General features: G+C 70.5%; 24 protein-coding genes and 1 pseudogene. 8 read left to right on the forward strand and 17 right to left on the reverse strand.

The genetic code is table 11. The features are described from left to right. Positions 1–8 precede the first annotated feature (8 nt). The 7 genes from FK268_RS11730 to FK268_RS11760 all read right to left on the reverse strand — a co-directional run bounded on the left by FK268_RS11730 (position 9) and on the right by FK268_RS11760 (position 6658). Positions 9–881, reverse strand: coding sequence for an MlaE family ABC transporter permease (locus tag FK268_RS11730; RefSeq protein ID WP_146434149.1), 873 nt, complete (start codon positions 879–881; stop codon positions 9–11). Continuing rightward, positions 881–1699, reverse strand: coding sequence for an MlaE family ABC transporter permease (locus FK268_RS11735; RefSeq protein WP_146434151.1), 819 nt, complete (start codon positions 1697–1699; stop codon positions 881–883). Before FK268_RS11735 ends, FK268_RS11730 begins: the two co-directional genes overlap by 1 nt. Positions 1700–1826: 127 nt before the next feature. Continuing rightward, the gene (gene kstR / locus FK268_RS11740; protein ID WP_146434153.1) at positions 1827–2450 is read right to left on the reverse strand and encodes a cholesterol catabolism transcriptional regulator KstR; all 624 of its coding nucleotides are present in this window, start codon (positions 2448–2450) and stop codon (positions 1827–1829) included. A 145-nt stretch (positions 2451–2595) separates the two neighbouring features. Continuing rightward, positions 2596–3597: a dTDP-glucose 4,6-dehydratase gene (gene rfbB / locus FK268_RS11745; protein WP_146434155.1), complete on the reverse strand. Its 1002-nt coding sequence runs from the start codon at positions 3595–3597 to the stop codon at positions 2596–2598. Between the two features lie 9 nt (positions 3598–3606). Further along, the gene (locus tag FK268_RS11750; protein WP_166443477.1) at positions 3607–4404 is read right to left on the reverse strand and encodes a PaaX family transcriptional regulator C-terminal domain-containing protein; all 798 of its coding nucleotides are present in this window, start codon (positions 4402–4404) and stop codon (positions 3607–3609) included. Between the two features lie 26 nt (positions 4405–4430). Then, positions 4431–5594 carry a saccharopine dehydrogenase family protein gene (locus FK268_RS11755; RefSeq protein ID WP_146434159.1) on the reverse strand — a complete coding sequence of 388 codons (1164 nt, stop codon included), beginning with the start codon at positions 5592–5594 and terminating at the stop codon, positions 4431–4433. After that, a complete protein-coding gene (locus FK268_RS11760) occupies positions 5591–6658 on the reverse strand; it encodes an alpha/beta hydrolase family protein (RefSeq protein WP_146434161.1) in 1068 nt (355 codons plus the stop codon). The genes FK268_RS11755 and FK268_RS11760 overlap by 4 nt, the downstream gene beginning before the upstream one ends. A gap of 65 nt (positions 6659–6723) precedes the next feature. Between FK268_RS11760 and rfbA the strand changes: the two genes are divergently transcribed. Further along, entirely contained in the window at positions 6724–7593 is an 870-nt protein-coding gene (gene rfbA, locus FK268_RS11765) for a glucose-1-phosphate thymidylyltransferase RfbA (RefSeq protein ID WP_146434163.1), read from the forward strand. Then, positions 7590–8159, forward strand: coding sequence for a dTDP-4-dehydrorhamnose 3,5-epimerase family protein (locus FK268_RS11770; protein WP_205124476.1), 570 nt, complete (start codon positions 7590–7592; stop codon positions 8157–8159). Before rfbA ends, FK268_RS11770 begins: the two co-directional genes overlap by 4 nt. On the opposite strand, the pseudogene FK268_RS11775 reads toward FK268_RS11770, so the two are convergent. From FK268_RS11775 to FK268_RS11805, 7 genes and pseudogenes are all read right to left on the reverse strand, one after another. Further along, positions 8151–9349, reverse strand: a pseudogene (locus FK268_RS11775) (RNA polymerase sigma factor). The gene FK268_RS11770 and the pseudogene FK268_RS11775 overlap by 9 nt on opposite strands. A gap of 140 nt (positions 9350–9489) precedes the next feature. After that, positions 9490–9861, reverse strand: a complete 372-nt coding sequence (locus FK268_RS11780) for a YciI family protein (RefSeq protein ID WP_231707042.1) — start codon at positions 9859–9861, stop codon at positions 9490–9492. Positions 9862–9970: 109 nt separating this feature from the next. Beyond that, on the reverse strand, positions 9971–11335 hold the full coding sequence (locus tag FK268_RS11785) for a M1 family metallopeptidase (protein ID WP_231707061.1): 1365 nt from the start codon (positions 11333–11335) through the stop codon (positions 9971–9973). Positions 11336–11371: 36 nt separating this feature from the next. Next, positions 11372–11848 (reverse strand): GNAT family N-acetyltransferase, encoded by a 477-nt coding sequence (locus tag FK268_RS11790; protein WP_146434169.1) that lies wholly within the window; start codon positions 11846–11848, stop codon positions 11372–11374. Positions 11849–11897: 49 nt separating this feature from the next. Further along, entirely contained in the window at positions 11898–12287 is a 390-nt protein-coding gene (locus FK268_RS11795) for a GntR family transcriptional regulator (protein WP_146434171.1), read from the reverse strand. Beyond that, on the reverse strand, positions 12284–13108 hold the full coding sequence (locus tag FK268_RS11800) for a hypothetical protein (RefSeq protein ID WP_146434173.1): 825 nt from the start codon (positions 13106–13108) through the stop codon (positions 12284–12286). Before FK268_RS11800 ends, FK268_RS11795 begins: the two co-directional genes overlap by 4 nt. Before the next feature lie 203 nt (positions 13109–13311). Continuing rightward, complete coding sequence (locus FK268_RS11805) at positions 13312–17220, reverse strand: Pls/PosA family non-ribosomal peptide synthetase (RefSeq protein ID WP_193560273.1); 3909 nt, start codon at positions 17218–17220, stop codon at positions 13312–13314. Positions 17221–17371: 151 nt separating this feature from the next. Here FK268_RS11805 and FK268_RS11810 point away from each other — a divergent pair, with 151 nt between their 5' ends. Further along, complete coding sequence (locus FK268_RS11810; RefSeq protein ID WP_146434177.1) at positions 17372–18334, forward strand: alpha/beta hydrolase; 963 nt, start codon at positions 17372–17374, stop codon at positions 18332–18334. A 48-nt stretch (positions 18335–18382) separates the two neighbouring features. Beyond that, positions 18383–18955 carry a hypothetical protein gene (locus FK268_RS11815; protein ID WP_146434179.1) on the forward strand — a complete coding sequence of 191 codons (573 nt, stop codon included), beginning with the start codon at positions 18383–18385 and terminating at the stop codon, positions 18953–18955. Positions 18956–18998: 43 nt separating this feature from the next. On the opposite strand, the gene FK268_RS11820 is transcribed toward FK268_RS11815, so the two are convergent. Together FK268_RS11820 and FK268_RS11825 are read right to left on the reverse strand one after the other, a co-directional pair. Next, on the reverse strand, positions 18999–19733 hold the full coding sequence (locus tag FK268_RS11820) for an ankyrin repeat domain-containing protein (RefSeq protein WP_231707043.1): 735 nt from the start codon (positions 19731–19733) through the stop codon (positions 18999–19001). Next, positions 19730–20221, reverse strand: a complete 492-nt coding sequence (locus tag FK268_RS11825; protein WP_146434181.1) for a nucleoside deaminase — start codon at positions 20219–20221, stop codon at positions 19730–19732. Before FK268_RS11825 ends, FK268_RS11820 begins: the two co-directional genes overlap by 4 nt. Positions 20222–20287: 66 nt before the next feature. Between FK268_RS11825 and FK268_RS11830 the strand changes: the two genes are divergently transcribed. Next, on the forward strand, positions 20288–21112 hold the full coding sequence (locus FK268_RS11830) for a MerR family transcriptional regulator (RefSeq protein WP_146434183.1): 825 nt from the start codon (positions 20288–20290) through the stop codon (positions 21110–21112). Position 21113: 1 nt separating this feature from the next. After that, positions 21114–21467, forward strand: a complete 354-nt coding sequence (locus tag FK268_RS11835) for a VOC family protein (RefSeq protein ID WP_146434185.1) — start codon at positions 21114–21116, stop codon at positions 21465–21467. Positions 21468–21470: 3 nt separating this feature from the next. Here the strand turns inward: FK268_RS11835 and FK268_RS11840 are convergent, their stop codons facing one another. Then, positions 21471–23339, reverse strand: a complete 1869-nt coding sequence (locus FK268_RS11840) for an ABC transporter ATP-binding protein (RefSeq protein ID WP_146434187.1) — start codon at positions 23337–23339, stop codon at positions 21471–21473. Positions 23340–23559: 220 nt separating this feature from the next. Between FK268_RS11840 and FK268_RS11845 the strand changes: the two genes are divergently transcribed. Together FK268_RS11845 and fgd are read left to right on the forward strand one after the other, a co-directional pair. Further along, a complete protein-coding gene (locus FK268_RS11845) occupies positions 23560–24477 on the forward strand; it encodes a SpoIID/LytB domain-containing protein (protein ID WP_146434189.1) in 918 nt (305 codons plus the stop codon). Positions 24478–24511: 34 nt separating this feature from the next. After that, positions 24512–25522, forward strand: a complete 1011-nt coding sequence (fgd, locus tag FK268_RS11850; RefSeq protein WP_146434191.1) for a glucose-6-phosphate dehydrogenase (coenzyme-F420) — start codon at positions 24512–24514, stop codon at positions 25520–25522. Positions 25523–25561 lie beyond the last annotated feature (39 nt).

A 25561-nucleotide genomic window follows, 5' to 3' on the forward strand; every position in this document is an offset into this window, starting at 1 on the left:
GTCGCCCCCTAGCCCTTGAAGACGATCTCGGGCGTGATGCCCCAGAAGATGATGGTCAGGATGAAGTCGAGCGTGAGCACCGTGACGAGGCTGGCGCGCACGGCGCGACCGCTCGCGAGGCCCACCCCCTCCGGGCCGCCCTTGGCGAAGTACCCGTAGTAGCAGTGGATGATCGTGACGGCGGCGCAGAAGACCACGGCCTTGAGCGTCGACAGAGCGATGTCACCCGGGCTGAGGAACTGCTCGAAGTAGTGGTTGTAGGTGCCGAGGGCCTGGCCGTGGAAGACCACCACGATGAGCTTGCAGGTGAGGAAGCTGAGCAGCAGCGTGAGCATGTAGGCGGGGATCACCACGACGATGCCGGCGATGAGGCGGGTGCTGACAACGTAGGGGATCGAGCGGATGCCCAGGGCCTCGACGGCGTCGATCTCCTCGGCGATGCGCATCGAGCCGATCTGCGCGGTCATGCGGCAGCCGGCCTGGGCGGCGAAGCCGATTCCGGCGGAGATCGGGATCATCTCGCGGATGTTGGCGAGACCGCCGATGACGCCGGTGAGCGGGCCGAAGCCGATGAGGTTGAGGCCCGCGTAGGCCTCGATGGCGACGGCGGCGCCGCTCGCGGCCCCGAGGATGACCATCATGACCACCACGCCACCGTCGACCACGACGGATCCGCGTCCCCAGGCGAGTTGCTTGAGTACGCGGGAGGTCTCGCCGCGGTACTTCATCAGGGCGACCGGCACGAGGTAGACGGACTGGGCGACGAAGACGACGGCCTCGCCGATCCGCGCGACGAGGTTCGCGGGCTTCGAGTCGAGGGCGGAGCCCTTGTTCGGCTTCGCCGGTTCGACGGGTGCGGGTGCCGGGGCGTTGATGGTCATCAGGCCACCTGACTCGGGAAGAACATCGTCTGCAGCTGCGTGAGGCCGAGGAAGGACAGGAAGATCAGGGTGATCGACAGGACGACCGAGGAGTTCACACCGTCGGCGACGCCGCGCGGGCCACCCGAGGCCTCGAGTCCGCGCAGGCCGGCGACGAGGCCGACGATCATGGCTCCGGTCTCCGCCTTGAGCACGGCGAAGGCCAGGTCCGACGGCGCCGAGAACGCGCCGAAGGAGGACCAGAAGCCGCCGGAGCTGAGGCCGAACTGCCACACGGAGACGGTGAGCGCGACGAGCATCGCGACCGCCACGATCGCGACCAGCAGCATCGGAGCGATGAGCATCAGGGCGAGCATGCGCGGCGCGATCAGGCGGGCGATCGGATCGACGCCCATGACCTGCATGGCCTGCAGCTCCTCGCGCACGGTGCGGGAGCCGAGGTCGGCCGCGATCGCGGACGCGCAGACTCCGCCGAGCAGGACGCCGGTGGCGAGCGGCGCGCCCTGGCGGATGATCCCGATGCCCGATGCCGCGCCGACCAGGGAGTTGGCGCCGACGGTGTCGACCAGGGCGCCGACCTGGACGGAGACGACCGCGCCGAACGGGATCGCGACGAGGATCGCGGGGAGCGTCGTGACCCGGAGCAGGGTGACCGCCTGGGTGATCGTCTCGCCCACGGCGAAGTTGCGCTTCAGGATCCCGCGCACGGTCCACGTGATGATCTGGCCGGCGAGAACCACCGAGCGCCCGATCGTGGACAGGCTCTTGGTGAAGATCGCGGCCAACCGGTACAACCGGTACAACGCCGCGGCCCTCACGCGCCGCCTCCGAATGCCACCATCGGGTGTCCTCTCCTCATTTTCGAGAGGAGCGTATCAACTGGCGGGCAAAACTAGTACGTGTTTCAGTTTTTCCCTGATCTACCCGATGTGACCTGGTGGTTCGTCAGTCCTTGATGAGGAGGTCCACGGCCACGGAGAGCCGCTTCTGCACCTCCGACGCCGACGCTCGGTGGGTCACCCAGGCAACCAGGTTCGCCATCCACACATCGGCGATCAGGTGGAACGTATCGCGCTGACGCTCGTCGGGATCGTCCACGCCGAGGGCGTGCGCGAACATGCCCTCGAGAAGGCGGCCCACCCGCTCGACCTCGGCGGCGGCGGTCGCATCGGCGAACATGAACGCCCGCACCATCGCCTCGGTGAGCAGGGGTGCGCGCTGCAGCGCCTCGGTGTTGCGGTCGAGCACGAACATCAGGCGCTCCGCGGCCGTGTCGCCGGGGATCTGCGCCTTCCCGATCCGCTCTCCCGCGCGCTCGAACTGGGCGACGAGGCCGGCGACGAGCAGGTGCACCTTCGACGGGAAGTACCGGTAGAGGGTGCCCAGCGCCACGTCGGCCTTCTTCGCCACCGCGCGCATCTGCACCGCGTCGTAGCCGCCCTTACGGGCCAGCGCCAGCGTGGCGTCGATGATGCGCTTGCGCCGCTCGCGCTGACCCGCGGTGTCGAGGTCCTCCCTCGAGGGGGCGGGTGCGGTCGCGGTGGCGGCGGGGGTGCCTTCGGGCGGCATGGGTGGTCACCTCGGAATCTCTTCGACCGCCGGCTGGTGACCGGTCGGTCGGGTCGCATGTGATGTCGCGACAATTGAAACAGGTTTTCGCGCCGGACCTGTGCTTTCCGCCCCGGTTCGGTCGAAGATCACACGATTTCCCGCGTCAGGAGCCCGCCTCGCGGCGCGCGTAGGCCGCCTCGACACCGGACTTGGCGGGTTCCCACCAGGCGCGGTTGTCGCGGTACCAGTCGACGGTGGTGCGCAGACCGGCATCGAGATCGGCGTGGGTCGGCAGCCACCCCAGTTCGCGGCGCAGCTTCGACGAGTCGATGGCGTACCGCAGGTCGTGGCCGGGCCGATCCGGGACGGTGTCGAAATCGTCGGCGGGGCGTCCCATCACCTCGAGCAGCGTGCGCAGCACCTCCCGGTTGGAGCGCTCACCGTCGGCTCCGATCAGGTAGGTCTCTCCGATCGCGCCCCGGTCGAGGATCGCCCAGACCGCGTCGTTGTGATCGTCGACGTGGATCCAGTCCCGCACGTTGGCTCCCGCTCCGTAGAGCTTCGGCCGCTCGCCGCTGAGGATGTTGGTGATCTGCCGCGGGATGAACTTCTCCACGTGCTGGTACGGCCCGTAGTTGTTGGAGCAGTTGGAGATCGTGGCCCGCACGCCGAAGCTGCGGACCCACGCGCGCACGAGGTGGTCCGACGACGCCTTCGACGCCGAGTACGGGCTCGACGGCCGGTACGGGGTGTCCTCGGTGAACCGCTCGGGGGTGTCGAGAGGGAGATCGCCGAAGACCTCGTCGGTGGAGATGTGGTGCAGCCGCTTCCCGTGCCGGCGGACCGCGTCGAGGAGGACCGCGGTGCCGCGGATGTTGGTGTCCAGGAAGGGCCACGGATCGTTCAGCGAGTTGTCATTGTGGGTGTCCGCGGCGAAGTTCACCACCGCGTCCGCCCCCGAGACCACCTCGTCGACCAGCGACGGATCGGTGATCGATCCCTTGACGAAGTCGATCTGGTCCCGGATTTCGTCCAGCGAGGACTCGTTGGCGGCGTAGGTCAGTGCGTCGAGCACGGTGACCCGTACGTCCGGACGGGTCGCGACGGTGCGCCGGACGAAGTTCGCGCCGATGAAGCCGGCGCCGCCGGTGACCACGATGTGCATGGCACCAGGTTAGTGGGGTTGCAAGGGCGCGTCGAACCAGCGCAGCAGCCGGAGCGGGGAATCCGGCTCCGCGGCGGCGAGCGCGGCCCACGACTTCTCCGCCAGCGCCCGGGCGCGGCCACCGATCCAGTCCTGCGGCAACAGTTCCGGCGGGAGCAGCGGATCGGAATCGTGAGCGCGGGTGAATTCGGCGACGAGTCCGACGGTGAGAGCGAGCCGCTCGGCGTGCCCGGCGCCGGAGGCCCGGGCGAGGGCCGTCGACGCTGTGTCCGCGAGGCGACGATGCCCGGCGGCGAGCTCGTCGAGGGGCCACAGGCGTCGCGCGGCGTCCGCACCGCGGACACCGCCGACGTCGAGGTCGGTGGTACTCAGGGTGGTGAGGTAGTCGCGCGCCCCGATCGCGTCGGCAGCGCTGCGCAGCTCCTCCTCCCACGCGTGGGCGCAGGCGTACAGCCCGCCCTGCACCGGGGCGCCTCCCAGCGCGAGGATGCTCTCGCGGAGGACGCCCCGCGCCTCCCGCTGGGCCTCCGGCACCGCGAATCCCGCGAGATGCCAGACGCCGTCCCACGGAGCGAGTCCGCGGTCCTGCGCGTACGCGAGCACCACGTGGTCGCGGTCCGGCTCGATCCCCGCACGCGTGGTGTCGGTCGCGGTGAGAACGGCGCCGCGCCCACGGCCCGCGACCGTGAACCGACCCTCCGTGACCAGGCGTTTGATCGCGAGGCGTACCTGCTGATCCCCCATGCCCAGCGCGTCCGCGACGGCGTAGAGCTCCCCCGCGTCGATCGTCGCGTCCTCGCGGAGCATCGCCTCGACGAGCGCACGTGTCGAGATCAGTCCGTCAGCCACCCGGCCTCCTCTTCGACGATCATCCGCGTACCCGGGAACGCTACCGCGAGACCGGCGAGGAGCCCCGGTCCGTCGAGGACGGCATCGGGCGGATGGACTCCGGGACGGCGGACAGAGGGGAGTTGGGCCGTGGCGAGTGCCGCGGGGACGCCGGTGACGGCGGCCATGTCGTGGAGCAGCGCACCGTCGGCCTCCATGCGGGCGACGACCCGCACCGGACGCCCGTCGACGGTGCCGTCCGCCGCGGCGAAGAAGGGCGGCAGGCTCCCCGCGCCGGCCCGCGTGAACGCGCCCGGGAGCGAGCGCAGCACTCGGGAGCACGAGGGCGGGTCGAGCAGACCGGCCGCGGTCTCAGGGGTCAGGCGTCCGGCGTCGATGTCGCGCCGGAGCACGTCCAGGTAGGCCGCCGTGGCCGGCCGGAGCAGCATGAGGCAGGCCGCCTCGCCCGACGGTGCCACGCTGCGGCGCAGCGTGATCGGCTCGGGATGGCCGACCGTATAGCCGGTCCCGGAGCGACCGCCCGGGAGGCGGAGGTGGACGGCGCGCAGCGGGGCGCGGCGCACCTCTGCGCCACCGGAGAGTTCGGCGACGACACCGCTGCACTGATGCATCCAGTGCACGCCCGCGGCGCCCGCCATCGTCCCGTCGCGCGACGGTGCCGGCGGCCCGGCCATGTCGACGGGCCACGCGGTGTAGACGTCGCGGACCTCGTCGAGACGGTCGGCCGCGGCGCCCGCGAGGAGCGTGCTGAGGCCGGGGCTGGCGCCGGCGCCGATGACGGCGCACACGCCGACTGCCCGCGCGGCATCGTCGAGCTCGAGCAACTGCAGCGTCGGTTCCCAGTCGTCGCAGATGTCGGCGTAGTCCGTGCCCGTCTCGATGGCTGCCCGCAGCACGTCGGGGCCGAAACGGTAGTAGGGGCCGACGGTGCTCAGGACCACGTCGACATCGGCGAGCAGGCACCGCAGTGCGGACGCGTCGGCGATGTCGAGTCCTCGCCCGATCGATCGGGGCAGGGTGCTCGCCACCCGCGCGGCGCGGGACGGATCGAGATCCGCGACGACGAGCTCGTCCACGCCGGGAAGGCCCGCGAGGGTGCGCGCGGCCCGGGAGCCCATCGCCCCGGCGCCGAGGACCGCGAATCTCATCGCCGATTTCCCTTCTGCTGCTCGGCGAAGATCGTGAGGCGCTCGAGGTAGCCGGGCGCGTAGATGGACCGGGGCGCGATCACGGCCCGCGCGATGACCCGCGGATCGGTGCTGCGGTACTCGATGTCGTCGCGGGTGAGGCTGTGAGTGGCGGCCGCGAAGGTGTGTTCGGTGAGGAGGCCGGGGCGCATTCGGGCCGCATACGTGCGAGCCGTCTCCGCGGTGTCGACGTTGCGGTCGGCGCCGCCGAGGAGTAACAGGGTGGGCACGCCGATGCGGCCGATGTCGGCCGTCGCGTCCGCGCGGAAGTTGCGCAGCACGAAGCCGTACCGGTCCTCGGTCATGGGGTCGGCGTCGACCTCGGAGTCCAGGTACTCGCGGTAGGTCGCGCCGCGCTCGAGCAGCGCGATGCTCGCGGCCCGTCGCGTGAGTGCCTGTTGCTTTTCCTGGTCGGACGCGCCCCGCAGGTCCGCCAGCAGGTTGTACTCGCCCTGTCGCAGCCAGTTGATCGCCGGACCGACGAGGACGAGGAACTTCAGATCGGGGCGCTTCGCGGCGATCGGCGGCAGCACCCAACCCGCCTGGCTCACGCCCCAGGCACCGACGCGCGATGGATCGATCTCCGATCGGGTACGGGCCCAGTCGAGCGCGGCCGCGACCTCGGCGCCGCGGTCCGCGAGGGACTGGTCGAGCCAGTTGCCCGGGGCCCCGTCGACCCCGGCCTTGTTCCACGCGAGCGTGGCGAACCCGGCCCGGGAGAAGGCCTCGCGGAGCGGGTTGTAGTTGCCTTCGCGCGAGGCGTCGGTGGCGCCGTCGCCGTGCACGAAGAGCACGAGTCCGTGCGGGCCGGCCGAGTTCTTCGGCGTGGTGAGGGCGCCGTCGAGGCGTCCGCCGGTGTGCGCGTCCGGCGCGGAGCCCCCGACGGCCGCCGCATCGGTCACGGGGATGCTCACGCGCTGCTCGTCGTAGTCGAACGTGTTCGCGACCGCGATACGGATGCCGAGTGGGATCAGCAGTGCGGCGACGACGGCGACGGCCACGAGGACCCACTTCTTCTTCGTCATGAAACGATCATATCAAAAACGATCGTCAACAATTCAATAGTTATGCAGTCCGATAGAGTCGGGCCATGAGAGGGATCATCCTGGCCGGCGGAACGGGGAGTCGGCTGCACCCGATCACCGTCGGTGTGAGCAAGCAGTTGCTGCCCGTCTACGACAAGCCGATGATCCATTACCCCCTGTCGACGCTCATGCTCGCGGGGATCCGCGAGATCCTCGTGGTCACGACGCCCGCCGACGCCGACCAGTTCCGGCGCCTCCTCGGTGACGGCTCGCAGTTCGGCGTGCGCATCGAATACGTGGTGCAGGAGCGGCCCGACGGCCTGGCTCAGGCCTTCGTGCTCGGCGCGGACTTCATCGGGGATCAGACGGTGGCGCTCATCCTGGGCGACAACATCTTCTACGGCCCGGGCCTGGGCTCGCAGCTGCGCCGGTTCGACGGCATCGACGGCGGCGCGGTGTTCGCTTACCGGGTCGCCGACCCGCGCGCCTACGGGGTCATCGAATTCGACGGAGCCGGGCGTGCGATCGGCTTCGAGGAGAAGCCCGAGCGGCCGCGGTCCCAGTACGCGGTGCCGGGGCTCTACTTCTACGACCCGTCGGTCGTCGAGGTGGCGCGGAACCTGACCCCCTCGGCGCGCGGCGAGTACGAGATCACCGACGTCAACCTGCACTACCTGCGCGAGGGGCGGCTCACCGTCGATGTGCTGCCGCGCGGCACCGCCTGGCTCGACACGGGAACCTTCGACGCCCTCGCCGATGCCACCGGCTACGTCCGCGCCGTGGAACAGCGGCAGGGTACCAAGATCGGCGCGCCCGAGGAGGTGGCGTGGCGGTGCGGCTTCATCGACGACGCGCAGCTGCGGGCTCACGCGGAGAAGCTGGCCAAATCGGGGTACGGCACGTACCTGCACGGCCTGCTGGAGGAGGGGCGATGAACGTGACCCCGCTGCCCATCGCCGGTGCCTTCGTGCTCGATCCGATCGTCCGGCCCGATACGCGCGGTGAGTTCTTCGAGCTCTTCAAGGCGTCCGCGTTCCGGGAGGCGACGGGCCACGTCCTGGACGTTGCACAGACCAACGTCTCGGTCAACCTGCGCGGCGCGGTGCGGGGCATCCACTACGCGGACGTCCCTCCGGGACAGGCGAAACTGGTCGCGTGCCTGCACGGAGCCGTGCTCGACGTGATCGTGGACCTGCGCGTCGGCTCGCCCACGTTCGGCGCGGTGGAGTCGGTGCGTCTCGATTCCGAGAGCCACCGCACGGTGTACCTCGCGGAGGGCCTGGGCCACGGCTTCTGCGCTCTCACCGACGGAGCGGTCGTGGCGTATCACGTGTCCTCCGAGTACAACCCGTCGGCCGAGCACGGGGTCGATCCGCTGGACTGCGAGCTCGCGATCGCGTGGCCCGACGAGGTGCCGCCGATCCTGTCCGAGAAGGACACGGCGGCACCGTCGCTGGCGGAAGCCCGCGCGGCGGGCGCGTTGCCGCGCTGGCTAGGCTGACGGATCTCCCTCTGCCGCAAGGCTCTCCGCGGCGCGCCGGGCGAGTAGGGCGCGTTCACCTTCGTTGCGCGTACGGCGGGCGGCCTCGTCGAACTGCTCCGCCGCCGCGGCGTACCTCCCGGACCGGGCGAGGAGATCGCCACGGACGCTCGGGACGAGCGGGGACTCGCCCAGGGCAGCTGCGTCGACCGCGTCGAGCACAGTCAGGCCGGCCTCGGGGCCGAACGCCCTCCCGTGTGCCACAGCGCGATTGACCTCGACGACGGGGCCGGGCGCTGCCTCGGCGAGTGCATCGTAGAGGCGCGCGATCCGCGGCCAGTCGGTATCGGCGGGTGTGGCGGCGCGGGCGTGCTGCGCGGCGATCTCGGCCTGCAGGAAGTACCTGCCCACCGGGATGCCCCGGGCGGCCAGTTCCTCGGCGCGGCCGAGCGCGGCCAGGCCCCGTCGGATCAGGAGCCCGTCCCAGCGGTCCCGGTCCTGGTCGTCGAGGAGGACCGGGGCGCCGGCCGCGTCGGTGCGGGCGTCTATGCGGGAGCCCTGCAGTTCGACGAGTGCCTGCAGGCCGTGGATCTCCGGTTCGCCGGGCGCCAGCTCGGCGAGCATGCGGGCCAGCCGGATGCCCTCGCGGGCTAGGTCGGGCCGCATCCAGTCGGCGCCCGTGGCGGCCGAGTAGCCCTCGGAGAAGATCAGGTAGACCACGGCCATCACGTCGTCGAGGCGGCGGGTGCGCTCCTCGCCGGTGGGGAGCTCGAACTCCGCGCGGGCGGTGGTGAGCGTCTTCTTCGCGCGCGAGATGCGTTGCCCCATGGTCTTCTCGGGGACCAGGAAGCCGCGTGCGATCTCGGCGGTGGTGAGACCGCCGACCACGCGCAGCGTGAGCGCGGCCCGCGATTCCGGGTGAGTGCGGGGTGGCAGGACAGGAAGATCAGGCGCAGTGCGTCGTCCTCGATGAAGTCGACCTGCGCGTCGAGGTCGGGCATACCGTCGTCCTCCCGCAGGCCGCGGCCGATCTCCTCGGTCTTACGGCGCAGGTTCTCGGCGCGGCGGATCGAATCGACGCCGCGCCTTTTCGCGGTGGTCATGAGCCATGCGGCCGGATTGTCGGGGATGCCCTTCTCCGGCCACTGCTCCAGTGCGGCTACCAGCGCGTCCTGCGCCAGGTCCTCCGCGAGCTGGATACTGCGGGTCATGCGGGTGAGCGCGCCGACGAGCCGCGTCGATTCGGCCCGCCAGGTGGCGGTGATCGCTTCGGCTGAATTCGACGCGCTCCCGGCGTCGGTGGTGGTCCCGGCTGGCACGTCGACCAGCGTAGGGGACCACCACCGTCGCGTCAGGCGTCGGAAGGTGTGGGCGGTTCGTCGGCGACCTGGCGCAGGGTGGCCACCATCGAACACTCGGGCCAGTACTTCGCGTGCAGTTCGGCGAACTCCTGCTGTGCCGCGATCGCCTGCTCCACGGTGTCGTACTGCAGCAGGGACCAGCCGCCGACGACCTCCTTGGATTCGGCGTACGGCCCGTCGACCCTCGTGATCTCGCCCTTGCGGACGAGGTAGTTGACGGCGTCCTCCGTGCCGAACAGGCCGCCGCCGTCGATGAAGTGGCCCTTTCCGGCCTGCTCGCCGATGTAGGCGTCCATCGCGTCGAACAGCGCCTGAGGCGGTGCGCCGTTCGCGTCGCCCTCTTCCATCCGTACGAATCCCATGAAACGAGGCATGTCGATCAGTCCTTTGCGTGTGGTGGTGGAACAACTCTCTCGCACACACGTCGATCGACGGGCCCGTGTTTCTACATGGACCGGAGAAATTCTCCGATCAGTTCACGGCGAGCACCGGCAGCGGCGGCAGAGCGGTCTCGTAGAGCCACGTCCGCCAGAGATCGCGCAGCGGCTCGGGGCTGTGCTTGGCGACGAGCGTCACGAAGTCGTCCGTGGTGACCGACTCGTGCGCGTACTCCGACGTCCACTCGTGGAGCACGGAGAAGAACACCGGATCGCCGAGCGCGACGCGCACCGCGTGCACCGTCAGGGCTCCGCGCTTGTAGACGCGGTCGTCGAACATCAGGTCCGGGCCGGGATCGCCGACGACGATGTCGGTGCGCGAGGCCGCGAGCTTCGCGTAGTAGCGGGCCGCCATCTGCTGCGTCGTCGCCTCGCCGCACTCCTGCGCCCACAGCCACTCCGAGTAGCAGGCGAAGCCCTCGTGCAGCCAGATGTCCTTCCACCGCGTCAGCGTCAGCGAGTTGCCGAACCACTGGTGCGCCAATTCGTGGGCGACGAGACGCTCGGCGTCGCGCGTGCCGTCGCAGTGGTTGGCGCCGAAGATCGAGACGGTCTGCGCCTCGACGGGGATCTCCAAGGTGTCGTCGGTGACGACCACGGTGTACTCGGGGAACGGGTACGGGCCGAACCAGCGGGTGAAGGCGCGCATGATGCGCTCCTGGTTGCCGAAGCTGCGCTGGAAGTCCGAGGTCAGGCGCGCCGGGACCGCCGCGCGGATCGGCACCGGCTTCTCGGCCACCTTGAGCAGGTCGTAGCTGCCGATCTGGATCGTCGCCAGGTACGAGGCCATGGGCGCCGCCTGCTCGTAGACCCACGTGGTGTGTGCGGCCGAGACCTTGCGGGAGACGAGAGTGCCGTTGGAGACGACCCGGTACGGCGAATCGGTGGTGATCGCGATCCGGTACGACGCCTTGGAGGCCGGGTGGTCGTCACAGGGGAACCACGACGGTGCGCCGCTCGGCTGCGAGGCGACGATGACGCCCTCCGACAATTCCTCCCAGCCGACCTCGCCCCAGGTCGAGCGGATCGGCTTCGGGGTGCCGGCGTACCGGATGGAGATGGTCATCGCCGCGCCGGCGGGAACCTCGTTCGCCAGCGTGAGCTCCAGCTTGCCCCCGCGCTGGGTGTACCGCTGCGGCCGACGGCCGTTCACCGCGATCTTGGACGCGGTCAGCGCGTCGGAGAGGTCGATCGCGAACCGCTTGAGCGGCTCGTTCGCCGTCGCGGTGATCTCGGCCTTGCCGTCGAGGCGATTGCTCTCGACCTTGTACGTCAGCTCGAGGTCGTACCGCGAGACCCGATAGCCGGGATTGCCGTGGCCGGGGATGTACGGATCCACCGCGCGCGCGTGCTGCGGATTCGGTGCGGCGACGATCTTCGGCCTGGCCGATTTGCGCACCACGGATCCACTTCCTTCTCGCTCGGGGTCGGGGGATTACCTTACCGGTTTGCGGAGCGTCACGGTCGCGACGCCGCCGTGCGGCGCGGGTTCGGGTTCGGAGGCGACGTATCCGGCGCGCTCGTACGTCCGAATGTTGCGTTCGCTGCCCGCGCCGGTGAACATGACGAACTCCTCGGTGCCCTGCGGGGCGAGCGATTCCATCAGGGCGATCAGCTCGGAGCCGAGCCCGCGACCGGCGAGGTCCGGCGCCACCATCACACGCCCGATGTGCCAGCGGTGGTCCGCCTCGGCACGGCCGCGGACCGCGCCGATCAGCCGGCCGTCGAGACGCATGACGAAGGTCGCCCACTGGGAGGCCCACCGCAGGATGTCGTCGTGGGTCTCGGTCAGCGGCGGGATGGCCAGGCTGTCGTTCGCGATCGCCTCCTGCACCCAGCAGCACCGCTGCAGGACGAGCAGTTCCGCCACGTCGCTCGGCTGGAACGGGGTGATCTCGAGCCCGTCGCTCACGGGGGACCTTTCGTCGGGGGTGTCCGTGACCACACTAGTGGCGCGGATATCACTTCCCTGCGCGGAGGGCGGCGACGACGGCGTCGAGGGCGGCCTGCGGCGGAGCGCCGATCGCGAGGGACGCCTCGATGTAGCGCGTCGCCGCCTCGCGGAGGGATTCGGCGTCGTACGCGGGGGTCTCCTCGGCGGGCGGTAGAGCGATCACCCGGGTGCCGCCACCTCGCCGGCTCTCGATGAGGCCGGTCGCCTCCAATTCGCGGTAGGCGTGTGCTGCGGTCCCGACGGCGATACCGAGGTCGCGGGCCAGCTGCCGCAAGGGTGGGAGCTTCGCCCCGACCGGGAGTGCGCCCGATGCGATGTGACCCGTGATCTGTCGACGGAGTTGCTCGAACGCGGGGGTGGGGTCGGCCTCGTCGATACCGATGCGGGGGGCCGTCACGGTCGGGCGGCACGGTGGTCGGCGGTCGGGAAGCCGCGCTCCGAAGCCGGCGCAGCGAGATGAGGTCGCGCGAAGATCGAGAGAGCTCCGGCCGTCAGCGCGAAGAGCAGCAGGCCCGTGCCGTCGGCGACAAGAGGATGCCCCAGGGAGTTTCGGACAGTGCTGACGGCATCAGTCAGGACCACCGCTTCGGCGACGAACAGCAGGCAGAGCGCGCGGATCGCGGTTCCTCGCCGGGACCAGCCATCTGTGCCGGTCAAAGGATCGATGTCCGGCCGGCGTGCCGCGGCGACGATGACCAACGCTGTGACGATCAGAGCCAGGACGAAGCCGGCGTAGTCGGACCACAGGCTGAAAGAGTCGTCGCTTCCCTCGGCGATGAGAAGCGTCACCGGGCTGATGGCGGTCGCGGCGGTGAAGGCGATCAGCGTCCACGTCATCCAGCGCGGGACGATGTCGAACGGACCATGCGGCGTGAGTGTCGCAATTCGTGGTCCGTCCGGCCGAGTCGTCCGCTCGGTGACCAGCAGGGCGAGCAACGGAAAGAGGAAGAGCCCGGGAACCCACGCGAGGCCGATCAGCTGTTGGATCGGACGGGGCAGGACGTTCTCGGCCGTCGAAGGATGGACGAACGTCGAGATGAAGATTGCTGCAATGAGGACCAGGAGAGCCGCCGTCGATACCCCGAACGCGACGACGAGTCGTCGGCGTAGAACGCGACGGTATTCGGTGTAGCTCGGCGATTCGCCGAGCGCTTCCTCTGTGCCGGTCCCTCTGATGACCCACACGAGTGCCGCGATGGTCAGGATTCCGATGATCATTGCTCCCCCTTGTGTCAGTAAACTGGCACAAGATTACGGCGATGATGGCTCTTGTGTCAATCGACTGGTTCAAGTTGTCCGGTGCCGGGCTGGCGATGGGGCTGGAATCTCGCCAACAGCAGAAATCTCCGCTCCCCGTGGATGCGCGGGGTGAGCGGAGATTGCTGAGGGGCGGGATCGACCCGCGACGGCGGACCGTCGGGCTAATCGCGCTTGCGCTTGCCCTGGTTGAAGACCCACGGCGAGATCGGGTTGCCCTGCCACTTGGTGTTGGCGGGCACCGAGTCGCCGCGCATGACGAGCGATGCCGGGCCGACGGTGGCACCGTCGCCGACGGATGACGCGGGAAGCGCGACGCAGTGCGGGCCCAGCGTGGCGCCCTTGCCGAGCACGACGGTGTCCATCGCCATGATCCGGTCGTGGAAGAGGTGCGTCTGCACGACGCAGCCGCGGGAGACGGTCGCGGCGTCGCCGAGGGTCACGAGGTCGGCCTCCGGCAGCCAGTAGGTCTCGCACCAGACGCCCCGGCCGATCTTCGCGCCGAGCATCCGCAGCCACAGGTTGAGAATCGGCGTGCCGGTGGCGGCGTGCGCGAACCACGGTGCGGCGACGCACTCGACGAAGGCGTCCGAGAGCTCGTTGCGCCACACGAACGAGGACCACAGTGGGTGCTCCTCGCGGCCGATCCGGCCGACCACCAGCCACTTCGCCGCAGCCGCGACGCAGCAGGCGATCGCTCCCGCGACGAGCAGTGTCACGCTCGAGAGCAGCGCCGCGAGCCACCAGCCGACGTTGATCGCGAAGTAGTTCAGCGCGACCAGCGTCGCGAGGCCCAGGCCGAAGCTGACGAAGACCGCGAGCAGGCGCGCCGTCTCGACGGTGCCGCGCGCCATGCGCAGGCCGAGCGACGGGTTGTACGTGAAGGTCGAATCCGTGTTGCCCGCGGTGCGGCGCAGGCGGACCGGGGGAGAGCCGAGCCAGGAGCTGCCGCTCTTCGCCTTCGACGGGGTGGCGCTCAGCACGGCGACGAGTCCGTCCTTGGGGACGCGACGGCCGGGCCCCGTCATCCCCGAGTTGCCGAGGAAGGCGCGCTTGCCGATCTTGGCCTCGTCGATGCGCATCCAGCCGCCGCCGAGCTCGTAACTGCCGACCATGGTGTCGTCGGCGAGGAAGGAGCCGTCGCCGATGGTCGTGAACTTGGGGATGACCATCGCGGTCGAGATTTCGGCGTCCTTGCCCACCTTGGTGCCCAGCATGCGGAACCAGATCGGGGTCAGCAGCGAGGCGTACAGCGGGAACAGGAAGGTGCGGGCGGCGTCCATGAGGCGCTCGGTGGCCCACACCTGCCAGCCGACGCGGCTGCGCACCGCGTGGTACCCCGGCTTCAGCCCGACCGAGAGCAGCCGCACCGCGAGCAGCGTCAGGAGGGCGTAGACCGCCAGCGAGACGATGACGGCGATCGGCAGGATCGCCAGCGCGTGCAGCGCGGCCTCCTTGAGGTACGCGTCGTCGCGCACGAACCAGCCGATCAGTGCGAGGCCCGCACCGATCGCGACCATCGGCAGGCCCGCGAGGAGCACCGAGCTCAGGCCGTAGACCCACACCCAGAAGGGCTTGCGCGGCGGGTGCTCGGCCGGCCACGGGTGCTCGGCCTTGCCGATCTTCTCCGCGGGCGAGCCCGCCCAGTGCTGCTTGGCCTTGACCTTGCCGAAGACGGCGGAACCCGGTCCGATCTCGGCGCGCTTACCGATCTTCGCGCCCGGGAGCAGCGTCGAGCGGGCGCCGACGGACGCCTCCTCGCCGATGCTGATCTCGCCGATGTGCAGTTCGTCGCCGTCGAGGTAGTGGCCGGCCAGGTCGACCTCGGGCTCGACGGAGGCGTGATCGCCCAGCTCGAGCATGCCCGTGACCGGCGGGAGGGCGTGCAGGTCGACGCCCTTGCCGATCGTCGCACCGAGTGCGCGGGCGTAGTAGATCATCCACGGTGCGCCGGAGAGGTTCTCGGCGCCGGACGCCGCGGTGAACCGCTCGGCGATCCACAGCCGCAGGTGTTCGGGGCCGCCGCGGCGGTAGACGCCGGGCTTCAGCCCGCCGAGCAACAGGCGGCAGGCGATCACCGACAGCGCCATCCGGCCGATCGGGGTGATGAAGACGAGGAACAGCGCGAGCACGACCCACCAGTCGAGCGTGGGCAGCAGGTCGGAGCCGGTGGCCCAGGCGAAGACGTTGTTGGCGATCGCCATCCACGTGAGCCACTGCAGGCCCGTCAGCGTGGTGAGCGGGACCGACAGCAGGATCTGGGCGACGCCCGTCGACCGCGGGGTGGGCCGCACCTCGCGCGGTTCGGCGACCTCCGCCGGCCGCAGCGAGTCCAGGTACGCGGCGAGCGACCCCAGGCGGGGGTGGTCGTAGAGATCCGCGACGGTGACCGACGGGTACTGCTCGCGCAGCGCCGTGACCAGCTGCGCCGCGCTGAGCGAGCCGCCGCCCTCGGCGAAGAAGTCCGCGTCCTCACTGGTGATCGACGCCCCGAGGATGCCGGACCAGCGCTCCGCGACCCACGCGGCGGTGCCGTCGAGGTCGCCGGTGTCCGTGTCCTCGGAGCCGGGCAGCGGCCACGGGAGAGCGTTGCGGTCGACCTTGCCCGAGGTGCGGGTGGGCAGCTCGTCCATCAGCGCGAGCCGGGGGACCAGCGCGGCCGGGAGCTCCTTGGCGAGCAGCTCGCGGGCTGCCTTCAGGTCGAAATCGGGGTCCGTCGAGGCGAGGTACCCGACCAGCATCGACGTGCCCGCGGAGTTCTTCCGCACGGCGGCCGCGGCGCCGGAGACGCCCGGCAGGTTCTGCAGCGCGTTGTCGACCTCGCCGAGCTCGATCCGCCGGCCGCCGACCTTCACCTGGTCGTCGGCGCGGCCCTCGAAGAGCAGGCCCTCGGGCTCGAGACGCACCAGGTCGCCCGAGCGGTACGCGCGCTCCCAGCCGAGGGTCTCCATCGGCGCGTACTTCTCGGCGTCCTTGGCCGGATCGAGATAGCGGGCCAGGCCCACGCCGCCGATCACCAGCTCGCCGGACTGTCCCTCCGCCACGGGCAGTGACGTCGTGGGGTCCACGACCGCGAGGTCCCAGCCCTCCAGCGGCAGGCCGATCCGGACGGGTCCCTTGCCGTCGAGGGGCGCCGCGCAGGCCACGACGGTGGCCTCGGTCGGGCCGTAGGTGTTCCACACCTCGCGGCCGTCGACGGCGAGCCGCTGCGCCAGCTCGGGCGGGCAGGCCTCGCCGCCGAAGATGAGCAGGCGGACGGCCTCCAGGGCCTCGGCGGGCCACATGGCGGCCAGGGTCGGCACCGTCGACACCACGGAGATATCGCGGGACACCAGCCAGGGACCGAGGTCCATGCCGGACCGGACGAGTGAGCGCGGGGCGGGCACGAGGCAGGCGCCGTGGCGCCAGGCCAGCCACATCTCCTCGCACGAGGCGTCGAAGGCGACGGACAGTCCGGCGAGCACGCGGTCGCCGGGGCGCAGTGGCTCGGCCTGCAGGAACAGGCGCGCCTCGGCGTCGACGAAGGCCGCGGAGTTGCGGTGGGTGACGGCGACGCCCTTGGGCGTGCCGGTCGAGCCCGAGGTGAAGATGATCCAGGAGTCGTCGTAGGGCACGGGCAGGCGGTTCCCGGGCTCGACGGTGCCCGCCTCGATGGCGGCCGCCCGCTCCTTGGTCGACGGTGCGCGCCACAGTCCGTCACCCGTGAAGATCGCGGCGGCGTGCGCCTCGCCGAACACCAGATCGGCGCGTTCCTGCGGATCGTCGGCGTCGACGGGGACGTACGCGGCGCCCGCCGCGAGCGTCGAGAGGATCGCGACGTACAGCGAGCGGTGGCCGGACGGCATGCGGATGCCGACGCGATCACCGGCCTGCACACCGCTGCGGCCGAGGAAGTCGGCGCCCTCGAGCACTTCCTCCCACAGCTCGGAGTAGGTGAGGACGACGTCGCCGTCGTCGATGGCGGGCACCTCGGGGTAGGCGTCGACGCTCGCCCGGAGGATGTCGATCAGGGTCCGCGGCTCGGGGGCCGAGCCGGACAACAGGTACTGCGGGGGGATCGCGTTCGGGACCACGGTGGCCGACTTCCTCCGGTTATGCAGACGGGCACGACAGAGAACACAGAACTTCGCGTTGATTGTGTCAGGTCACAGGAATGCCGCCGAACCGACCGGCGGAGCTAAGCTGGAAGCATAGATTACTGGCCAGTAACAAGGAGTGCTCGACATGGCCGTCATCGCCCATCGTGGCCGCAGTGTGCGTGCCCTGATCGTGCTGTGGTTCGTTCGCATCGTCATGAAGACGCTGTTCCGCGTCTTCCCCATGAGTGATCGCACCCTGCCCCTGCTGCGTGCCGCGGAGCCCTACCTGAGCCGGGTGCCGCAGTCCGTGCGCGGCGTGCGGATCGAGAAGATCACCCTGGGCGGCGTGCCCACGGAGCGCATCGTGCCCGACGGTGACGCGGATCCGCATCCTCGCGCGGCCCTCGTCTACTACCACGGAGGCGCCTTCATCGGCTGCAACCTGGACACGCATCGCCGGATCGCGGTGCTGCTGGCCCGGGGGCTGCGCGTGCCGGTCTACAACGTGGAGTACCGCCAGTATCCGGACGGTGGCGTCGGCACGTCCGTCGCCGACGGATTCGCGGCGTACCGCGAACTGCTCGACTCGGGTGACTTCGACCGGATCCTCGTGGCCGGTGACTCCGCGGGCGGTTTCGTGTGCGCCAAGGTGATCGAGTACGCGGCCGAGGCCGGTATCCAGGGGCCCGCCGCGTTCGCCGGATTCTCACCGTTCCTCGACATCAGCGCGGAGCTGCCCCGTTCGTCGCGGCACGACGCGATGCTGCCGCTCGGCAAGATCCGCCGTCTCCGCACCGTGCTGGGGCGCGGTCCCGAGGCGCTGCGCGGTCCGGAGGACATGACCACCGACGAGACGGCGCGCTACTTCCCGCCGAGCATTCTGTTCGCGGCCAGCCGCGAGGCTCTCGAACTGGACTCGATGGAGCTGCACGCGTCGCTCGACCGGGCCGGGATCGAGAACGAGGTGCACATCTACGACGGTCAGGTACACGCCTTCGTCGTCAGCGCCGGGCTGACCCCCGAGTCGTGGGCCGCGTACAAGACGGCCGTCGCCTTCCTCTCCGAGCACCTCACCGAGGCGGAGGCGCCGCGCAGCGAAGCGGCCTGACGTCTCGAAACATCACACACCGGCTATTGCGTATCGTAAAGTCAACGCATGGTTGGGCGATGGACGGTCCGAGGGCTCGCTGCGATCCTCACCGCGCTGTCCGTTGTTCTCGGGATCGGTGTCGTGGCACCGGGCTCGAACGGTGTCGCGTCGGCGTGCTCCTGTGCATCGCTGGCGGTCCCGAAGGACCTCGTCGTCATCCACGGCGTGGTCGAAAAGCAACTCGTCGGTGATCGCGAGGTCGATCTTCAGGTTCGCGTGACCTCGATGTTCGGTGCGACACCCGAGCGGGTGACCGTGATTCGGGCCGAATCCGGTCGCTATTCGTCGTGCGGTGACGACTACGCGGACGGCCAGGAGGTCCGCGTGGTGGTGAGGCCCGGCGGCCCGCGGTGGGTGCACCCGATCTGCGCGAACGCGGTGTTCAGCCGCGCCGACGCGCCCGACGTCACCGGCACCCCGCCGGGCCCGGGCGCGGAGGAGCACTTCCTTCCCGGACCGCCCCACTCCTGGCTTCGGGTCGCGCGGCAGTCGTATTGGGCGATGCCGACGGTCGTCGCGCTCGGGCTGGTGCTCGGGCTCGGCCTCGCGGTGGTGCTGGTAAGGAGGCCGCGCGGCTGACGCGCGTGCTCGCAGTCGGGACGCCGTGGCGTTTCCGCGCGGACTACCTCGCTCTGTCGATCTCCGCGACTACGGCGTCCTGCCCGCGGGCGACGGCGTGCTGTCGCGCGGTGACGCCGTCGCGGTCCGCGAGACCGGGGCGTGCGCCGGCGTCGAGGACGAGGCGGACCGTCTCGACGTGGTTCGCATCGCCGTTGCCGAGGATCACGGCCTCCAGCAGGCAGGTCCACCCCGAATTGTTCACGTGGTCGACGTCGACACCGGCCGCGATCAGTAGCTTCACGTTCTCCACGTGCCCGTGTTCGCACGCGGGGATCAGCGCCGTCCCGCGGTAGCGGTTGAGGCTGCGTACGTCGGCGCCGTGCCGCAGCGTCGAGGCGAGGATCTCGGTCATCCCCTCGGCGCCCGCGTAGAGGTACGTCGAGTCCTGGATGTCGTCCTTCGTATTCGGGTCCGCGCCGGCGTCGAGCAGGGCGAGTGCGATCTGCGTGTGCCCCGCCTTCGTCGCCGCCACGACCGCCGTGCGGCCCCGCGTGACGCGGACCTCGAGGTCGGCACCGTCGGCGATGGCCCTCGCGGCCGCGGCGAGATCGCCCGCGGTCACGGCGCGCACCAGCGCACGGGTGGCCTCCGGGGTCGGGACTGGGCGCACCGTCGACGACGATGCCGGGACCGCCGAACTCGACGGTGCCCCGCCGGCGGCCGGGGTGGATGGCAGTTGCTCGACCGAGCAACCCGCGAGGAGCAGCGCCATGCCGACGAGGGCGGCTCGCCTCACGGGGCTATCCCGGCCGCCCGTGCGTGTAGGACACGGATCTCGTCGGCGAGCGACGGCTCCGGGCCGGAGACGGGCACCGTCGGCGCGACGGCGTGGATCGGCAGCGGCGCCACCGGTGCCGGCGCGACGCCCCACTCCCGGTGCCAGGCGACCAGCTGCTCGGTGCTGCCCGCGTAGACGATGCGGCCCAGCCCGACCCAGGCGTGCGCCGCGCTGCACATCGCGCAGTGCTCGCCCGACGTGTAGGTCACCGCCGCAGCACGCTCCGCGGGCGTCAGGTGTTCCGCTGCCCAGCGGGCGATCTCGAACTCGGGGTGTCGCGTCGCGTCGCCGCCGGACACTCGGTTGCGGTCCTCGAAGACGACCTTCCCTTCGTGGACGAGCAGGGAGCCGAAGGGCTCGTCGCCGTCGTCGAGGGCGGTGCGGGCCAGCTCGACGCAGCGGCGCAGGTGGGGGAGATCGGTGGCGGTGGGCGCGGAGACGGTCATGGACCGACGGTAGCCCGCCCGGCCCGACTTGACCCTCCCCTCGGGGGGAGACCCCATACTCGATCCGTGACCGCACCGAGCCTCATGTCGATCGGGATGTTCTCCCGCGCAACGCTGCTCTCCGTCAAACAGCTGCGCCGCTACCACGAGCAGGGCGTCCTCGTGCCCGCCGCGATCGACCCCGCGACGGGCTACCGGCACTACGATCCGGCCCAGGTGCACGACGCCGCGGTGCTGACCCGGCTGCGCGACCTGGACCTGCCGCTGGCCGCCGTGGCGCGGGTGCTCGAGGCGCGCGACCCCGACGTGACCCAGAGGATCCTCGCGGAGCACGAGGCCGTGCTGCGCGAGCGACGGGCCGGGCTGGAGCGCGCCATCGTCGCGCTGCAGGACGCGACGGCTCCCGTCGCGAACACCCCGATCCATCTGCGCGAGTTCGATGCGATCGACGTGCTCGAGATCGCGTCGGACGTCGAGCACGTCCGCCTCCCCGAATTCCTCAATGCCGCGTACACCGAGCTCGAGGGGTGCGCCGCGGCCGCGGGCCTGACGGTGACGGGCCCCTCGCTCGCCGAATACCCGTCACAGGTCGCCGAGGTCGAGCGGGTCGCCGCACTGATCCCCGTCTCCGGCCCCGGCGCGATGACGGGGCGCGTGCGCAACAGGCGGCTGGGCCGTGCTCGGTGCGCCGTCGCCGTGCACCACGGCTCGTACGAGCGGTTCGACGAGACCTACGGGCAGCTCGGCGCGTGGGTCGCGCGGAACGCCACCGATGCGCGCGGGTCGATCATCGAGCGCTATCTCGTGGACCCCTGCGCGGCCGCGACCCCCGCGGACCTGCGCACCGAGATCTGGTGGCCCGTCGAGGCCGCCCCGACGAAGGAGAACTGACATGACCCTCACGCTGCAGATGATCAACCTGGACTGCGCCGATGTCGCCGGCCAGGCCGAGTTCTGGTCGCGAGCGCTCGGCGTGCCCGTCGACGAGAACGACGGCAACGCCTTCATGCGCACCGTCGGGTATCAGAACCCCGCGCTGCCTCGAATGATGTTCCTCGCCGTGCCCGAGGGCAAGACGGTGAAGAACCGGATGCACCTGGACCTGCACGCCGACGACCGCGCGGCGGAGGTCGCCCGCCTCGTCGGGCTCGGTGCCACGACGGTGCGCGAGCACGACGAGTGGGGCGTCCAGTGGACGGTGCTGCAGGACCCCGAGGGCAACGAGTTCTGCGTCGCCCAGGGCTGACGCCTATGCCGCCTGATCGGCGAACTGCGTGCGGTACAGCTCGGCGTACCGCCCGCCCTGCGCGAGCAGGGCCTCGTGCGTGCCCCGTTCGACGATGCGCCCCGCCTCCAGGACGAGGATCTGATCCGCCGCGCGGATCGTGGAGAGCCGGTGCGCGATCACCAGTGACGTGCGGTCCGCGAGCGCCTCGCCGAGTGCGGCCTGTACGGCCGCCTCGGACGTCGAATCCAAGTGGGCCGTGGCCTCGTCGAGGATGACTACCGAGGGTTGCGCGAGGAGCAGCCGCGCGATGGTCAGGCGCTGGCGCTCGCCGCCCGAGAGGCGGTAGCCGCGCTCGCCCACGACGGTGTCCAGGCCGTCCGGCAGGTGCGCGACCAGGTCCTCGAGGCGGGCGCGGCGCAGCGCGTCCTGCACCTCGTCCTCGGTCGCGTCCGGGTTCGCGAGCAACAGGTTCGCGCGGATGCTGTCGTGGAAGAGGTGCCCGTCCTGCGTCACGAGGCCGACGGTGCTGTGCAGGCTCCGCGCCGTGATGTCGCGCAGGTCGACGCCGTTCAGCGTGATCGCGCCCGCGTCGGGATCGTAGAGGCGGGTCGCGAGCTGCGCGATCGTCGACTTGCCGGCGCCGGAGCTGCCCACGAGCGCGACCATGGAACCGGGCGCCGCGGTGAAGCCGATGTCGTGCAGCACCGTCTCACCGCCGCGGGTGTCGAGCTGCGCGACCTCCTCGAGTGAGGCCAGGGAGACCTTCTCCGCCGACGGGTACGCGAAGTCGACACCGTCGAACCGCAGCTCCGTCGGGCCCTTGGGGACGTCGATCGCATCGGGGGCGTCGCGCACCATCGGTTCGAGGTCCAGCACCTCGAAGACCCGCTCGAACGAGACCAGTGCCGTCATCACCTCGACGCGCGCGTTGGCGAGCGCGGTCAGAGGTACGTAGAGCCGGGTGAGCAGCAGGGCGAGCGCGACGACGGCGCCGGCCTGCAGGTCGCCACGGATCGCGTAGAAGCCGCCGAGGCCGTACACCAGTGCCAGTGCGAGCGAGCTGACCAGAGTCAGGATTGTCACGAAGGTCATCCGCGCCATCGCGGTGCGCACGCCGATGTCGCGGACGGCTCCGGCGCGCCAGGCGAACTCGTGCGATTCGATCTCCGGACGGCCGTAGAGCTTGACGAGGGTGGCGCCGGGCGCGGAGAAGCGCTCGGTCATCTGATCGCTCATCGACGCGTTGTGCCGGGCCGCGCGCCGCGACATCGCGGCGATTTTCCTGCCCATGCTGCGCGACGGGATGATGAAGACCGGCAGGAGCACCAGTGCGAGCAGCGTGATCTGCCACGAGATGCTGAGCATGACGCCCAGCGTGAGCGCCAGCGTGACGACGTTGGTGACGACGCCGGCCAGGGTGTCGGAGAAGGCGCGCTGCGCGCCGAGCACGTCGTTGTTGAGGCGGCTCACCAGCGCGCCCGTGCGGGTGCGGGTGAAGAAGGCCACCGGCATGGTCTGCACGTGGTCGAAGACCGCGGTGCGCAACTGGTAGATCAGCCCTTCGCCGATCCGCGAGGAGAACCAGCGCGAGAGCAGGTCCACGCCCGCGCCGACGATCGCGATGACGGCGATGAGGATCGCGATCTCGACGACGGTGCTCGTCGGGCCTCCGCCCACGATCCGGTCGACGACCTTGCCCGCGAGCAGGGGCGTCGCGACGGCGAGGAGCGCGGACACCACCGACAGGAGGAGGAAGGCCGTGAGGCGCCACCGGTGCGGACGGGCGAACGGGCCCATCCGGCGCAGCGTCTCGCGCGGGCTTCTCGACGGTGCGTCCAGCGACCGACTGCCCTGATACAGCGTGCTCCACGCCACCGATTCCATGCTCATGCATGCAAGGCTATGACCTCAAGTTACCTTCATGTCCACCCCTTTTCGCTCGCCGCGAAACCGCGGCTGACCGGCCTGCGCGGAGCGACCGCGGGAGCGGACGAAGCGGGTCTTCGAGCGTGGTCCCTTGACAACCCTCGATCTTTACTTGAGTCTCAATAGTAACAATAGTCACGTCAGCCCCACGGGCTCGTGGCCGACGACTGAAGGAGACCCGAGGATGCCCGTGTGGATCGACGGCGGCCCCCGCCGGTCGCGGCGCAGTCGCGTCACGCGCGCCGCGCTCGTCGCTGCGGTGCCCGTACTGGCCATCAGCGGGGTGCTCGCAGGGACCGGAGCCCTTCCCGAGACCTCCCTCGTTGACGCTCCGGGCGACGTCGCGCCGGGTGCATCGGGCGGGCACGGCCGCGGTATGAGCCAGCTCGGCGCCCTCAGCTACGCCAAGCAGGGGTGGGACGCGCAGCGGATCCTCGCGTTCTACTACCCGGGCACGACGCTCGGCACGGTGCACACCGGTCTGCCCGTCACCGTCCGCCTCAGCGAGCGGAACCGCGTCGACGTCCTGGCACCCGCGGGTGCGCTCATCGCGGGCAAGCAGGTCATGCCCGGGCAGGCCGTCAGCTTCGACGGGACCACCGCCACCGTCCGGCAGGGCTGCGGCGGACAGGTGCTCGGCACCGTCGAGGTCCCCGACCGCACCATCAGCCCGCTCACGGCCGACCAGGGTATCGCCGCCGATCAGGTGCTGCGCTTCTGCAGCGACAACGCCAGGTACCGCGGGAAGCTCGTCGCCCGTGACGGCGGCGTGCTCAACGTCGTGGGCATCGAGGACTACGTGCGCAGCGTGGTCCCCGTCGAGAATTCGCCGGGGTGGGCCGATCAGGGCGGCGTGGCCGCGCTGCAGGCACAGGCGATCGCGGCCCGGTCATACGCGCTGGTGCGCGGCGCCCAGCGCGGGGAGACCTTCGACGACACCCAGGCCTCGCAGGTCTACGGAGGCGTCGACAAGGAGGACCCGCGGACCGACGCCGTCGTGGTCAGCACCTACGGACTCGTGATGGCGCAGAACGGCCGCGTCTACGAGACCGAGTACGGGGCCTCACGTGCCGACGATCCCGCGGTGACACCGGCGTCGTAGGCTGCGCGGCCGGACTCCCAGTAGTGTGAGTCACATGGCGAAGTTGCAGCTGGGGTACAAGGCATCGGCGGAGCAGTTCGGTCCGCGCGAGTTGGTCGAGATCGCGGTGGCGGCGGAGGCCGCCGGGATGGATTCGGTCGCGGTGAGCGACCACTTCCAGCCGTGGCGGGTCAACGGTGGCCACGCCCCGTTCTCCCTGGCGTGGATGGCGGCGGTCGGTGAGCGCACCGAGCGGGTGAAGATCGGCACGTCGGTCATGACGCCCACCTTCCGCTACAACCCGGCGGTGATCGCGCAGGCCTTCGCGACCATGGCCTGCATGTACCCCGACCGAATCTTCCTCGGTGCCGGCACCGGTGAGGCGCTCAACGAGTACGCCACCGGATTCCAGGGCGAGTGGCCCGAGTTCAAGGAGCGGTTCGCGCGGCTGCGCGAGTCCGTGCGGCTCATGCGCGAGCTGTGGTCCGGCGAGATCACGAACTTCGAGGGCGACTACTACCACACCAAGGACGCCGTCCTGTTCGACATTCCGGAGAAGCCGGTGCCGGTCTACATCGCGGCGGGTGGCCCCGTGGTGGCCAAGTACGCGGGCCGCGCCGGCGACGGCATGATCTGCACCTCCGGCAAGGGCATGGAGCTCTACACCGACAAGCTCATCCCCGCCGCGAAGGAGGGCTCGGAGATCGCCGGCCGCGACTTCGGCGCGCTGGACAAGATGATCGAGATCAAGATCAGCTACGACCCGGACCCCGCGCTCGCGCTGGAGAACACCCGGTTCTGGGCGCCGCTCTCGCTCACCGCCGAGCAGAAGCACTCGGTGAACAGCTCGGCGGAGATGGAGCGCCTCGCCGACGAGCTGCCCATCGAGCAGGTCGCCAAGCGCTGGATCGTCTCGTCGGATCCCGACGAGGCGGTCGCCGCGGTCAAGCAGTACGTGGACGCGGGGCTCAACCACCTCGTCTTCCACGCCCCCGGCCACGATCAGCGGCGGTTCCTGGACAACTTCCAGCGCGATCTCGAGCCCCGCCTGCGCGCGCTCGGGTAGCTGTCGCCCGCAACCGGGACGGGGCCCGCGTGGACGGCC

Origin of the sequence: Tsukamurella sputi, from assembly GCF_007858445.1 — a bacterium.
Lineage (GTDB): Bacteria > Actinomycetota > Actinomycetes > Mycobacteriales > Mycobacteriaceae > Tsukamurella > Tsukamurella sputi.

What these genes read in the sequence shown, in the direction of transcription:
- FK268_RS11825 (WP_146434181.1), bottom strand. Translation starts at nt 20,221, where the DNA reads ATGACCGTCTCCGCGCCCACCGCCACCGATCTCCCCCACCTGCGCCGC.
- fgd (WP_146434191.1), top strand. Translation starts at nt 24,512, where the DNA reads ATGGCGAAGTTGCAGCTGGGGTACAAGGCATCGGCGGAGCAGTTCGGT.
- FK268_RS11755 (WP_146434159.1), bottom strand. Translation starts at nt 5,594, where the DNA reads ATGAGATTCGCGGTCCTCGGCGCCGGGGCGATGGGCTCCCGGGCCGCG.
- kstR (WP_146434153.1), bottom strand. Translation starts at nt 2,450, where the DNA reads ATGCCGCCCGAAGGCACCCCCGCCGCCACCGCGACCGCACCCGCCCCC.
- rfbB (WP_146434155.1), bottom strand. Translation starts at nt 3,597, where the DNA reads ATGCACATCGTGGTCACCGGCGGCGCCGGCTTCATCGGCGCGAACTTC.
- FK268_RS11730 (WP_146434149.1), bottom strand. Translation starts at nt 881, where the DNA reads ATGACCATCAACGCCCCGGCACCCGCACCCGTCGAACCGGCGAAGCCG.
- FK268_RS11780 (WP_231707042.1), bottom strand. Translation starts at nt 9,861, where the DNA reads ATGGGATTCGTACGGATGGAAGAGGGCGACGCGAACGGCGCACCGCCT.
- FK268_RS11800 (WP_146434173.1), bottom strand. Translation starts at nt 13,108, where the DNA reads ATGATCATCGGAATCCTGACCATCGCGGCACTCGTGTGGGTCATCAGA.
- FK268_RS11815 (WP_146434179.1), top strand. Translation starts at nt 18,383, where the DNA reads ATGGTTGGGCGATGGACGGTCCGAGGGCTCGCTGCGATCCTCACCGCG.
- FK268_RS11750 (WP_166443477.1), bottom strand. Translation starts at nt 4,404, where the DNA reads ATGCTCCGCGAGGACGCGACGATCGACGCGGGGGAGCTCTACGCCGTC.
- rfbA (WP_146434163.1), top strand. Translation starts at nt 6,724, where the DNA reads ATGAGAGGGATCATCCTGGCCGGCGGAACGGGGAGTCGGCTGCACCCG.
- FK268_RS11760 (WP_146434161.1), bottom strand. Translation starts at nt 6,658, where the DNA reads ATGACGAAGAAGAAGTGGGTCCTCGTGGCCGTCGCCGTCGTCGCCGCA.
- FK268_RS11835 (WP_146434185.1), top strand. Translation starts at nt 21,114, where the DNA reads ATGACCCTCACGCTGCAGATGATCAACCTGGACTGCGCCGATGTCGCC.
- FK268_RS11845 (WP_146434189.1), top strand. Translation starts at nt 23,560, where the DNA reads ATGCCCGTGTGGATCGACGGCGGCCCCCGCCGGTCGCGGCGCAGTCGC.
- FK268_RS11810 (WP_146434177.1), top strand. Translation starts at nt 17,372, where the DNA reads ATGGCCGTCATCGCCCATCGTGGCCGCAGTGTGCGTGCCCTGATCGTG.
- FK268_RS11840 (WP_146434187.1), bottom strand. Translation starts at nt 23,339, where the DNA reads ATGAGCATGGAATCGGTGGCGTGGAGCACGCTGTATCAGGGCAGTCGG.
- FK268_RS11770 (WP_205124476.1), top strand. Translation starts at nt 7,590, where the DNA reads ATGAACGTGACCCCGCTGCCCATCGCCGGTGCCTTCGTGCTCGATCCG.